The organism is Morganella morganii, assembly GCF_019242955.1.
GTDB lineage: Bacteria > Pseudomonadota > Gammaproteobacteria > Enterobacterales > Enterobacteriaceae > Morganella > Morganella sibonii.
Map to the genome: position 1 here is coordinate 2,174,495 of NZ_CP066129.1, position 12,555 is coordinate 2,187,049.

Consider the following 12,555-nt stretch of genomic DNA (forward strand, 5'->3'; position numbering starts at 1 on the left):
CACCGGTATTCTATCGCCATGGTTATTATTACTTTTCCGGGGTTTCCCGCTGACAGATTCGGAGTATGTGATGATTGTTTTAATTACAGGTGCAACCGCAGGTTTTGGTGAGGCATTTGCCCGCAAATTTATTGAGAACGGCCATACTGTTATCGGCACCGGCCGCCGCATTGAACGCCTGGCGAAACTGCAAAAAGAGTTCGGAAACAAATTTTTCCCGCTGGCTCTGGATATGACAGACAGCCCGGCTGTCGATAATGTGATCAACTCACTGCCGGAATCCCTGCGTGAAATCGATGTTCTGGTAAATAACGCCGGTCTGGCTCTGGGCATGGAAACCGTTGATAAAGGCAATCCCGCAGAATGGGATGTGGTGGTGGATACCAATATCAAGGGACTGCTGCATATGACCCGTGCGATTCTGCCGGGCATGGTGGAAAGAAACCGGGGTCATATCATTAATTTAGGTTCAACGGCCGGGTCATGGCCGTATGCCGGCGGTAACGTTTACTGCGGAACCAAAGCCTTTGTCCGTCAGTTCAGTTTGGCGCTGCGCGCTGATCTGTTCGGTAAAAAAAATCCGTGTGACAGATATTGAACCGGGCATGGTCGGTGGTACAGAATTTTCCGGGATTCGTTATCGCGGGGATGAGGGAAAAGCGGCAAATACCTATAAAGACGCTGATCCGCTGATGCCGGATGATATCGCGGAAGCGGTTTTCTGGGTTGCAACGTTGCCGCCGCACGTAAATATTAATACTATGGAAATGATGCCGGTCTGTCAGTCATTCGCCGGGCTGAATGTGCACCGCGAAGGCTGAAACGACCACAAAAAATAAGCCGGTATCCGTATAATCAGGTAATTTTATTAAATTACCTGAAATTATCACCGAAAAACGTTGTCTTTTATTGGTGCATAAACAGACTTTGCTATAATGCACACGATCAAAATGACGTTTGCAGGTTTTGAACTTTGAGGAAAACACGACAATGACTAACTCCATGCTCAAAAAGTGGTTTATCGCGACCGCCTTTGCTGCTCCTTTCATGTTTGCAGCACAGGCAGGCGCCGCGACAACAAATTGCAGCCCGGGCAGTACCTGTGTTATCAGTGGCGGCGATACTGCGCTTGAAAAAGAGAGAGCACGTCAGGAAAAAGAGCAATGGGATGATACCCGCTCTCTGCGTCAGAAGGTCAACCGCCGTGCTGAAAAAGAGTTCGATAAAGTTGACCGTGCTATTGATGCTGAAGATGCATGCTTAAAAAGTTCGGTTGTTACCGCGTATTGGGAACCTAATACGCTGAGATGCCTTGATGCAAATACAGGGCGTGAAGTTTCCACTGGCTGGAAATAAATACATTTAAGGATAAATGATGAAAAAACTGATTGCGCTCAGTGCTGTTCTCTTTGCCGTTGCACCTGTCATGGCGCAGGCATCATGTGAAAGTGTGACTGAGGAAATTTCGCAGAAAATCATCAGCAATGGTGTTCCTGCTGACGGTTTTACGCTGACTGTGGTTCCGGCTGAAGAAGCGGCACAGGCAGAAGGTCAGGTTGTGGGTAACTGCGACAACGAAACTCAGAATATTATTTATCTGCGTAAATAATAACTCGCTGTCAGGTTTTGACCATAAAAAAGGGCTGATTTATCAGCCCTTCAGGCCGTTGACAAACCCGCAGGGGTTGGCGACGACCGACAGAGGTTGTAAAAATAAACCAGGAAAATCAATTTATTGATTTTCGGCTGATAACACAAAGCAGGAAAAACCACGTTTTATCCTGCTTTGTCAGCAATCTCAAGGGCTGATTTATCAGCCCTTTTGTATTTGACCGGAGATTCAGGATGCCGCTAATGCTTCACCCCAGAGCATCTCAATCTGCTCTTCATTGAGGTAATGCGACAACTCGCGTTCTTCCGGACGCAGCAGATACGGGATCTCGCCCAGCAGTGGTGCCGGTAAATGTGTCAGTAAGCGATCCATTACCTGTGCATAGTGTGACAACCCCGGGTTTATCCGGTTTGCAATCCAGCCGATAATCTCCAGACCATCATTTTTAATGGCTTCAGCAGTTAACAATGCATGGTTCACACAACCGGATTGGATCCCGACGACCATGATCACCGGCAATTTTTCTTTTTTCACCCAATCGGATAAAAAAGTCTCGTTATTCAGTAAATAACGCCATCCGCCGTTCCCTTCCACCACAACCTGATCCGCCAGATGACTTAATTTTTCCAGTCCCTGTGATAACGCAGAAAACTGAACTTCAGTGGTCGTCTGACCATAATTACTTTCCAGCATTACCGGGTTGATATCCTGATAAGAAACATCAACAGATGATGAGTCATGCAGGATCATTGCGTCACGGTTACGTTTGCCGTTAAGTGTGTCGTGGTATTCTGTCGCGATTGGTTTATAGCCAACGACAGATTTACCCAGGCGGTTGATGGCTTGCAGTAAAGCCCGCGTCGCAACAGTTTTGCCGATATTCGTATCTGTGCCGGTTATAAACAAGCGCCTTAACATAGATGTTTTTCCGTTATATCAAGAGGTGCGTATCAAAATTGATAACGGAAGCAGTGTAAGACATCCGGTTTATATCAGGCTTGCGCCAGCGCAATTTTTTGCGAAAATCCTGTTTTCATAAACAAATCCCTGTCATTTATTTGTTTTATGTCAAAGATGAACACTACAGAATTACTTAACCATCCATCAGTTTGATAAGAAGTGAGCCGTTATACAACGCCTCTTTAATTAAAGCTGCGCCGGGTAATGTCCCGCAATTAGTAAATTCACATGAAGTCATTGTCAGTTCCCGGCTGAATGCCGGCAGAGCCCGCTGCGTGATCCGGGCCCGGATAGCAGGAAACAGCACAGACGATGCAGGGTTTAACGGTGAGCCAATCAGAATAATCTCCGGATTAAAGATATTGACCATCACTGCCGCGATATCCCCGATATGCTGTCCCACCTGCTCTATCAATGCACCGGCCGCCGTGTCACCATCCAGTGCTGCACGACACAGCATTCCGGCGGTCGGCAATTGCCCGTCCGGCGTATCCAAAAACTGAGCCGCCGTTTCCAGTACATGGTGCAGACCAATTTCCGTTTCCAGGCAACCGCGGTTACCGCAATAACAGTGTTTACCCTGAGCATTGATTTGAGTGTGACCGATTTCCGCGGTGCTGTGGCTTCCGGCATGCAGCAGTGCGCCGTCCGTTATAATCGCGGCACCGACATTTTCATCAATGACCAGCTGGATGATATTTTTACACTCTTTGGCCGCACCAAAAAAAATATTCCGCCAGAGACCAGGCTGAAATACCGTGCTGAAGAAATACCGGCATCCCGGTATGCTGGTAAAGAATGTCCGCTACCGGCAAATCCGTCAGCTGATAATAAGGAGAATGGCGGATAATACCGTTTGCAGGATCGACAATCGCATCGGTGGTGATAGCAATTGCCGTGAGCCGCTCAGTTATCTGATGGTTGCGGGAAAAGAAGGCATCGACCTGTGCCAGAAACAGTGTGACAAAATCCCGGTCACCAGCCGGAAAATCAATAATGTCCTCGGCCAGCAATTTTCCGCTCAGTTCCCGCAGGGCGAAAACCAGTTCGCCCCGGTTAATACGAATACATAAAAAATGCCAGCCGTCACAATCTGTTTTCAGCCCTACTGCGGGACGGCCGCGAAAGCCTAATCCCGGAAACTCCGTTTCCCGGACCAGATGTGCATCCATCAGTTCACGGGTTATTTTCGTGATACTTGCCGGTGCCAGCCCGGTTTTTTTTGAGAGAGAAATACGGGAAACAGGGCCTTCACGATCAATATAACGGTACACAACCCCCATATTGGTTTGCTTTATATGGTCAATATGGCCGGGCTGCGCTGAAGGTTTCACCAATAATAATCCTGAGTTTATGATGCTAAGATCTTAATTATCCGAATAAATACACACTTAGTAAGTGGCTTCACGTAAAATTGTGAATTAATTCACAGTCAGGGCGTAAAAGCGGAACGATAAACCACAATTCCTTTTTTATTATGAAGATATTCCGGTAACGGGGAATCAATCACCCGTTGTTCATTCCGTTTTGATGATGCATTGCGTAAAAACAGTCCGGCTGGTGTCCGGATAATAACCCCGGCATGAGACACATCCAGCCCGGGGCTGGCAGAATAAATGCCGATATAATCACCGGTCTGCAACTGAGAAAACACGGCAGGTGTCAGCGCGGTAACCGGCAGCCAGGCAACATCCCGCGATGTGACCGGGAGATCGTCGATATAACGGGAGCCATTTTTCTTCTGATTCAGTATCTTATGTGTCACACGATAATCCGGTGAAAGTTGCCGGGTAATATCCTGTGCAACAGGCTGTGGTGCACTGACCCAGTCCGACATAAAATGACGGCGCTGATAATAACTCACTTCCCCGTTTTTATAACGTATGTGCATTAGTCTGTTACGGAAATCCTGCTTCTGCGGGCTGCGTTTCAGTGCTTCGGTGTAATCCAGAAAAGTGAAACAATCGAGGGCGTTCAGGTCAGCCACCAGAATTTCCGGTGATTGCGGTGAGCCGATCAACTGACCCGCGCGGTAAGGTACACCCAGAAACTGTCCGGTCAGCGCAGTAATATTTTCAGCAGTGATCTTACGTGAACCATCCGGCTGATAAAAATGGCTGAGCGATACCGCAGCACCTGTTGTGCCTGTATATAAAAGAAAAAGAAATGCAGTCGCAGTAAGAAACCGGTATCGCCGGAACATCCGAACTCCTGATAATCAAATCCGCTCAGCGGAACACATTGTTTTTCAGCATGGCAATCAGCCGCTGACCGGCCGGAGAAAGTGTATTGTGCTTATGATACACCAGCCAGACTTCAGAAAATGCCTGATTTTCAGCTAAATGAATATAGCGGACACCATCGACTTTCATTCTGGTAAATGATTCCGTCACCAGCGACACACCTAACCCGGCGGAGACCAATCCCAGAATCGTCATTGCCTCACCGGCTTCCTGGGCTATTACCGGTGTGACACCCGCACCTTTCAGCAAATTGATGATTTCATCATACAGCGCCGTGCCCACATCCCGTTCAAAGAAAACCAATGGTACGCCACTCAGCATATCCAGGGAAATACCTGATTTTAGGTATTTCATCAGCGGATGATCATCATAGACGGCCAGCATAAACCGTTCTTTAAACAGCAGTTCATGAACCAGGTTATCCGGTAGTTGGGTATTGCGCATCACACCGAAATCGATCCTGCCGCTCAGCAGCGGATTAATCTGCTGCTTGGTATTCATCTGATGCATATGAATAGCCACATCAGGGTACATTTCCCGATACTGACGAAATGTGGCGGTGATATGACGCATAAAAGGTGTCGTGGAGGTAAAGCCGACAGAGACTTCCCCCAGTTCCCCGCGATCCATTCTGGCTGCTTTTTCAACGGCGGCCTCAACCTGAGTACGAATCTGATAAGCTTCGCGCAAAAACATTTCCCCGGCCGGTGTCAGACTGACATTCCGGTTGTTCCGTGCCAGCAGTTTAGCCGGTATCGCATTCTCAAGTGCCTGAATCTGCTGACTGAGCGGAGGCTGAGAGATATTAAGACGCTCTGCCGCCCGGCCGAAATGGAGCTCTTCAGCGACAGCGATAAAATAGCGCAGATGGCGGAATTCGATCATTATTCCCTCATTGAGTCGTAAAACATATCAATCAAGAGTATTAATATATTAGACAAAACACCAGCATCTTTTTATGCTTTGTTTTATGACAAGATGCTGAGATAAGTGTATGACAGATGAGAATAAACTGATAACTGATAGCCGGATGAGTTCCCCGGTGCAGGAGAATCAGACAAAACAGCACTATATCCAGCGTGACGACAAACTGTATCTGCGTGTCACACTTTCCTTTTTTATGGTCGGTCTGGCAACATTTGCCCTGCTCTATTTTGTACAGCCGATCCTGCCGTTATTGTCAGAGGATTTTTCTGTATCACCGGCACAGGCCAGTTTATCGTTGTCACTTGCCACCGGATTTATGGCGGTCGGACTGTTGATCACCGGCCCGTTGTCGGATGCAGTCGGCCGTAAAAACGTCATGGTGATATCCCTGACCTGCGCCGCCATTTTTACACTGCTCAGCGCCTTCACCACCAGTTGGGCGGGTATTCTGATTGTCCGTTCACTTGTCGGATTATCACTCAGCGGTGTTGCAGCTGTGGCTATGACCTATCTCAGTGAGGAAATTCATCCCAGCTATGTCGCCCTCTCCATGGGATTATATATCAGCGGAAACTCTATCGGCGGCATGAGCGGACGCCTGATCACCGGAGTGATTGCGGATTATGCCAGCTGGCGGATTGCCGTTCTGGTACTCGGCACATTTTCCCTGATAGGTGCATTTTTATTCTGGCGGTTACTGCCGCCGTCACGTCATTTCCGGGCCAGTTCGCTAAAACCGAAGAGTCTGTGGAAATACCTGATTCTGCACTGCCGGGATGACGGGCTGCCATGGCTGTTTGCCATTGGTTTTATTATTATGGGCAGCTTTGTTACCCTGTTTAATTATATCGGTTACCGGCTGATGGAACCGCCGTATTATTTCAGCCAGGCCGTTGTCGGCATGCTATCCATCGTCTATTTATCAGGAACTTACAGTGCCTCTAAAGCCGGTACACTGACGCGTAAATACGGTTACGGAAAAGTATTGATTGGCGCGGTTTCTCTGATGCTGGCCGGCATTCTCATCACTCTCGGCAGCTCACTGACGGCTGTGCTTGCCGGTATGCTGGTGCTGACCACCGGATTTTTTGCCGCTCATTCTGTCACCAGCAGCTGGGTCGGACGCCGTGCACGACGTGCCAGGGCTCAGGCATCTTCCCTCTATCTGTTTTCCTATTATGGCGGCTCCAGTATTGCCGGTACTTTGGGGGGCGTTTTCTGGTCTTACTGGCACTGGAATGGCATCGGCTGGTTTATCGCTGCTATGCTGGCAACGGGTGTGCTGATTGCGCTGTATCTGAACAAACATGCACATTCATGATACATAAAAATATAGTCAGATAATTAATTTTTATGTCATATAAAATACCTCAACAGGTTAATTTTATATTCTGATTTTTCAGCATATACTATTTGTGTTTTAAGGTTAAATATACTTCACTTTGTAATTAAACTTGATCAGAAGTACTGCAACACCATTATTACGTTGTATCTCCAAAGAAATTGATAACTTGTCATAATTTATTTTTTAAATCTTCAGCCACTTTTATTTCATAAAAGTGGCTGCTTTATTTTTCATTATCTATATAAATAGTCCCGTAGTTTTTCATTTATATTAAATTAAAAATAACTCATCAGGTTAATTCAATTCTCTTACACATACGACTACAGTTATACGTGTTCCACACATTCTCTTTTCCATCAACAGAAAAATGAGGTTCATATGCTGACTCTGCTATTAAGTTCTGCCCTGATGATGTCCCCACCGGCACCTTCTAATGCGTGGCGCGCACCCCCACCACCATCGAACGTTGTTATTTGTCACGACCAGGTTACCACACCACAGATAGAGTTCAGTTTCAATAAACAATACCTGCGTTGCACGCCATAACCGATACAACACTATATACAGGTGTTATACCTTACAATCACAGAAAAGAGATTATTATGCTCGCACTTTTATTAACTGGTACATTATTTCTTTCTTCTGCAGAATCATTTGAATCCTGCGATATCGTTGCTCCTGAGTATTGTTCCGTCATCTGGTGGAATTAATCTGCCATATAATATAACGAGGAATTTTTATGCTGACACTTATATTAAGTAGTTCATTAATGATTAATAGCTATTTTACTGATCATAAAAATGATGAACCAAAACCTGATGTCTGGGAGCCGAAATCGGCTCAATATATTAATGATGTATGCACTAAACCCTATTGCGAACAATGAAATAACAGCGGGTAATATTACTACCAATCATGAACAGGCATTGTTTATTCGTTTATTCTATATGGTACAAATAAGCAAGATTGTTCATATAAAAACTCACTGAGCTTTACCATTAACCCACGTTTATGTGGGTTAACGGTGATAATAAAATCGGTAACAAATTATTTGAATTCTGCGATATAGTTTCACCTGAGTGTTGTTCCGTCATCTGGTGAAATTAACCTGCCATATAATATAGCGAGGAATTTTTATGCTGACACTTATTTTAAGTAGTTCATTAATGGTTAATAGCTATTTTACTGATCATAAAAATGATGAACCAAAACCTGATGTCTGGGAGCCGAAATCGGCTCAGTATGTTTATGATACATGTCCTAAAGATAAACCCTATTGCCACATGCTGTGATAACAGCAGACAATATTATTGTCCGTCATGAACAAACATTATTTATTCGTTTATTTTATACAGTACAAATAAACAGGGTTGTTCATATAAATACTCACTAAGTTTTACCATTAACCCACGTTTATGTGGGTTAACGGTGATAATAAAACCGGTGGTAAACAACCACGGCAGCCTGCCATCCCGGCAGTTCAGGATCAGACATTTTCACAGGTTCTTATGTTTTAGTGAGCTGGCTATATATATTCGATAAAAACCAAATAACATTACCATTACGCCCTTTTCTTCCCTTCTTCCCTTCTTCCCTTCTTCCATGCGAGACAAAATTCTCTTGTACAAAGCACAATGCTGAACTAATCTGGTATAAACACATTTGTATGTTGTAACTAAAAGGTGATGTATGAGATATGACGCAAGAATGTCGCTTACGGACTGCTTTAATCAACTGGAATCAGCTCTGAATACCTTGTGCAAAACTATCCGGCTGGATTCGGCGCGTACCGCTGAAGTTTATCAGTTGCCGGAGATCCTGAAAGGCGAAGAAAATAACACCGTCAACACCATTTCTGTCATTCCTGTCAGTGGTGAGGATGCCGTTTCTCTGGCACTGTCCCACTATCAGCGTTTATTTATTTTTGATAATGACCAGACAATCAGCAGTAAATCTGCCATTCGTTTGCCCGGTGTACTGCTGATCACACTCTCTCCTTCACACCGGAAAGCGGTACAGCAACAACTTGCTGAAGTGAACCGTCTGAAAAAACTATTGGCTGCTATCGTGACAGAAACATCCGGCGTAGATAAAACGCAGCGGTTTGAGTTCGTACACAACCAGATAAAGGGATTAATTACACTGAATGCCTACCGGCAAATCCAGTCTGTCACCTCCCCCACTTCTGTCCGGTTTGGCTGGGCCAACAAGCATATTATCCAGAAGGTCGATCGCAACACATTGTTATCTCAACTGGAGGAGCAATACCAGAAACCGCGCGCCATTCAGTCTCTGACACGCGAAGAACGGCAATCATATCTGGCAAAAGAGATTTCCGCATTAAAACAGGTACCGGAAGATGCGGTACTGAAAATCAAGCGACCGGTAAAAGTACAACCCATCGCACGGGTCTGGTACAGCGAAGCACAAAAGCAGGTGCAATACGCCTGTGCATCTCCGCTGATTGTATTTTGTGATGAGAATGATGAAAAACCGATCACCGGCGTCTTGCCGGATTATGATGCAGAAAATATTAAGATCCGTCACAGGCCGAAAGCACAAAAATTAATTTCTGTGATACCGAGACTGCATTTATATATGGAAGTGATGTAAAAACGGAGCCGTCATGGCTCCGTTCCTGCTATATGTAAGGACTACCCGTAACGACGGATTACTTCATGCTGCCGACCATCTCTTCCGGACGAACCCACGCATCAAATTCCGCTTCAGTCAGATAACCCAGCTTCATTGCGGATGCTTTCAGCGTCAGGCCTTCTTTATGGGCTTTTTTCGCGATTTCGGCTGCTTTGTCATAGCCGATATGGGTATTCAGCGCCGTTACCAGCATCAGTGATTCATTCAGCAACTGACTGATCCGCTCACGGTTCGGTTCAATACCCACCGCACAGTGCTCATTAAAGCTGCGCATGCCGTCAGCCAGCAGACGGACAGATTGCAGGAAGTTGTGGATTACCATCGGACGGAACACATTCAGTTCAAAATTACCGGATGCCCCGCCGATATTGACCGCCACATCATTCCCCATCACCTGCGCGCACAGCATCGTCATCGCTTCACACTGTGTCGGATTCACTTTACCCGGCATGATAGAGCTGCCCGGTTCGTTTTCCGGAATGGCAATTTCACCGATGCCGCAGCGCGGACCGGATGCCAGCCAGCGGACATCATTGGCGATCTTCATCAGTGAGGCTGCCAGCCCTTTCAGTGCACCATGGGCATGAACCAGCGCATCACAGGTGGCCAGTGCCTCAAATTTATTCGGTGCAGTCACAAACGGCTGACCGGACAGTTCAGCGATTTTCTTCGCCACACGTACGGCATACTCCGGATGAGTATTCAGGCCGGTACCGACCGCTGTACCACCGAGAGCCAGCTCGCTCAGATGCGGCAGGCTGTTTTCCAGATGTTTCAGGTTATATTGCAGCATTGCCGCCCAGCCGGAAATTTCCTGACCCAATGTCAGCGGTGTGGCGTCCTGTAAGTGAGTACGGCCGATTTTAACGATATCGCGGTAGGCTTCCGCTTTTTCTGCCAGGACACGGTGCAGAGATTTCAATTCAGGGATCAGCTGAGTGCTGACCGCAATCACTGCAGCGACATGCATCGCTGTCGGGAATACGTCGTTAGAACTCTGGCTTTTATTCACATCATCATTCGGGTGGACGATACGCTCACCGCCGCGCTGCCCGCCGAGGATTTCACTGGCACGGTTTGCCAGCACCTCATTCATATTCATGTTACTTTGTGTGCCGGAACCGGTCTGCCAGATAGCCAGCGGAAACTCTTCAGGGTGCTTACCGGCAAGAACTTCATCCGCGGCGGCAATGATTGCATCCGCCCGCTCTTTCGCCAGCAGTCCCAGATCACAGTTGACAGCTGCCGCTGCTTTTTTTGTAATAGCCAGCGCAGCAATCAGATCCGCAGGCATTTTTTCAACTGAAATACGGAAATGCTCTAAAGAACGTTGAGTCTGAGCGCCCCACAATTTGTCCGCAGGAACATCGATAGGGCCCATTGAGTCTTTTTCAATACGCGTGGCTGCCATTAGTCTCTCCTTAGCACACAAAATAAAATGGATTTCAAATCCCGAAAGTTACAGATAGACTCTGAAAACGGGCATATCTTGCCACACTTTCATTTCCGATTATGCGATCCGGGCGGAGTTATTGCTTTATTGTTACTACCTTATTGTTAACTGTTTAAAAAGAGAGCGTTGCTATGTTAAAAATGCAGAATCAGGTGCAATTTTATGACTGGGGAAGCCATACCGCGATGACAGAAATGTACGGCTACCCGAACCCTGACAAGCAGCCGATGGCAGAATTGTGGATGGGCGCACATCCGAAAGCCAGTTCGGTAGTGACTGACACCCGCGGCAACACCTGCTCTTTATATGATTTTATTGCCGGTAATCCGCAGTCAGCACTGGGGACCGAAATTAACCGCCGTTTTCACCGGCTGCCGTTTCTGTTTAAAGTACTGAGTGCCGCTCAGCCGCTGTCGGTACAGGTTCATCCGGACAAAGCCGCTGCAGAAGCCGGGTTTGCCCGTGAAAACGAGGCCGGAATCGCACTCGATTCGCCAGTCCGCAATTATAAGGATGATAACCATAAGCCTGAGCTGGTTTATGCCCTCACCCCGTTCCGTGCGATGAATGCTTTTCGTCCGCTGGCGGAAATGGCTGAGCTGCTCAGTGAAGTCGCCCCGGCACATCCGGCCATCGAACGCTTTATTGCCTCGCCGTCAGAAGAACAACTGTCTGCTTTATTTACCCGCCTGCTCTCTATGAGCGGAGAAACCAAAGAACGGGCAATCGGCGTACTGAAATCCGCACTGAACAGCCGCCGCGGTGAACCGTGGGATACCATCCGTAAGATGACAGAATTTTATTCTGACGATAATGGTCTTTTCACCCCCTTGCTGCTCAATGTTGTTGAGCTGAAGCCCGGTGAAGCGATGTTCCTGTATGCCCGCACACCGCATGCTTATCTGGAAGGAACCGCACTGGAGGTGATGGCTAACTCAGATAATGTGTTACGCGCCGGACTGACACAAAAGCATATTGATGTCGGTGAATTGCTGAATAATCTTGATTTTGTACCGAAACACGCAAAAAGTTTATTTATGCAGCCGGAACATATTAACAACACAGAAATTTTCCCGATCCCTGTTGATGACTTTTCTTTTTCAATCATGAAAATGCGTAATCAGGAAATGAATATTGAGAACAACAGTGCTAATATTCTTTTTTGTGTGGAAGGTCAAGCGGTTATCACTACCGAAATACAAAAATTAAGAGTTATCTCAGGTGAATCTGTTTTTCTTTCTGCTATAGAAAGAAAGTTTAAAATAGATGGTGAAGGAATCATTGCCCGCGTTTATAATGCCGTGTAAGTAACTTCTCTAATTTTCTCCGGGCAGTCAGTTGGTTAACTGCCCGTTAATTT

General features: G+C 46.6%; 9 protein-coding genes and 2 pseudogenes. 6 read left to right on the plus strand and 5 right to left on the minus strand.

The genetic code is table 11. From position 1 onward, the window contains the following. The first annotated feature begins 70 nt into the window (after positions 1 to 70). The 3 genes and pseudogenes from ydfG to JC793_RS10065 all read left to right on the plus strand — a co-directional run bounded on the left by ydfG (position 71) and on the right by JC793_RS10065 (position 1,609). Positions 71 to 821: pseudogene (gene ydfG, locus JC793_RS10055) on the plus strand (bifunctional NADP-dependent 3-hydroxy acid dehydrogenase/3-hydroxypropionate dehydrogenase YdfG). 169 nt (positions 822 to 990) lie between these two features. Beyond that, on the plus strand, positions 991 to 1,356 hold the full coding sequence (locus tag JC793_RS10060; protein ID WP_218426124.1) for a DUF1283 family protein: 366 nt from the start codon (positions 991 to 993) through the stop codon (positions 1,354 to 1,356). Positions 1,357 to 1,375: 19 nt separating this feature from the next. Next, a complete protein-coding gene (locus JC793_RS10065; RefSeq protein WP_046893398.1) occupies positions 1,376 to 1,609 on the plus strand; it encodes a DUF1161 domain-containing protein in 234 nt (77 codons plus the stop codon). 231 nt (positions 1,610 to 1,840) lie between these two features. Here the strand turns inward: JC793_RS10065 and bioD are convergent, their stop codons facing one another. The 4 genes and pseudogenes from bioD to JC793_RS10085 all read right to left on the minus strand — a co-directional run bounded on the left by bioD (position 1,841) and on the right by JC793_RS10085 (position 5,703). Continuing rightward, positions 1,841 to 2,530, minus strand: coding sequence for a dethiobiotin synthase (gene bioD / locus JC793_RS10070; protein ID WP_107680273.1), 690 nt, complete (start codon positions 2,528 to 2,530; stop codon positions 1,841 to 1,843). Between the two features lie 175 nt (positions 2,531 to 2,705). Next, a pseudogene (mlc, locus tag JC793_RS10075) lies at positions 2,706 to 3,906 on the minus strand (sugar metabolism global transcriptional regulator Mlc). 98 nt (positions 3,907 to 4,004) lie between these two features. Beyond that, positions 4,005 to 4,775 carry an N-acetylmuramoyl-L-alanine amidase-like domain-containing protein gene (locus tag JC793_RS10080; RefSeq protein WP_218426125.1) on the minus strand — a complete coding sequence of 257 codons (771 nt, stop codon included), beginning with the start codon at positions 4,773 to 4,775 and terminating at the stop codon, positions 4,005 to 4,007. Positions 4,776 to 4,800: 25 nt separating this feature from the next. Next, on the minus strand, positions 4,801 to 5,703 hold the full coding sequence (locus JC793_RS10085; RefSeq protein ID WP_182108102.1) for a LysR family transcriptional regulator: 903 nt from the start codon (positions 5,701 to 5,703) through the stop codon (positions 4,801 to 4,803). Positions 5,704 to 5,809: 106 nt separating this feature from the next. Here JC793_RS10085 and JC793_RS10090 point away from each other — a divergent pair, with 106 nt between their 5' ends. Both JC793_RS10090 and tus read left to right on the plus strand, forming a co-directional pair. Beyond that, positions 5,810 to 7,063 (plus strand): MFS transporter, encoded by a 1,254-nt coding sequence (locus JC793_RS10090; protein ID WP_218426126.1) that lies wholly within the window; start codon positions 5,810 to 5,812, stop codon positions 7,061 to 7,063. Positions 7,064 to 8,776: 1,713 nt separating this feature from the next. Beyond that, positions 8,777 to 9,700, plus strand: coding sequence for a DNA replication terminus site-binding protein (gene tus, locus JC793_RS10095; RefSeq protein WP_243846809.1), 924 nt, complete (start codon positions 8,777 to 8,779; stop codon positions 9,698 to 9,700). Between the two features lie 58 nt (positions 9,701 to 9,758). Here the strand turns inward: tus and fumC are convergent, their stop codons facing one another. Next, positions 9,759 to 11,153 (minus strand): class II fumarate hydratase, encoded by a 1,395-nt coding sequence (gene fumC, locus JC793_RS10100; RefSeq protein WP_107680268.1) that lies wholly within the window; start codon positions 11,151 to 11,153, stop codon positions 9,759 to 9,761. 173 nt (positions 11,154 to 11,326) lie between these two features. On the opposite strand from fumC, the gene manA reads away from it, so the two are divergent. Beyond that, the gene (gene manA, locus JC793_RS10105; RefSeq protein ID WP_218426127.1) at positions 11,327 to 12,502 is read left to right on the plus strand and encodes a mannose-6-phosphate isomerase; all 1,176 of its coding nucleotides are present in this window, start codon (positions 11,327 to 11,329) and stop codon (positions 12,500 to 12,502) included. The last annotated feature ends 53 nt before the right edge of the window (positions 12,503 to 12,555 follow it).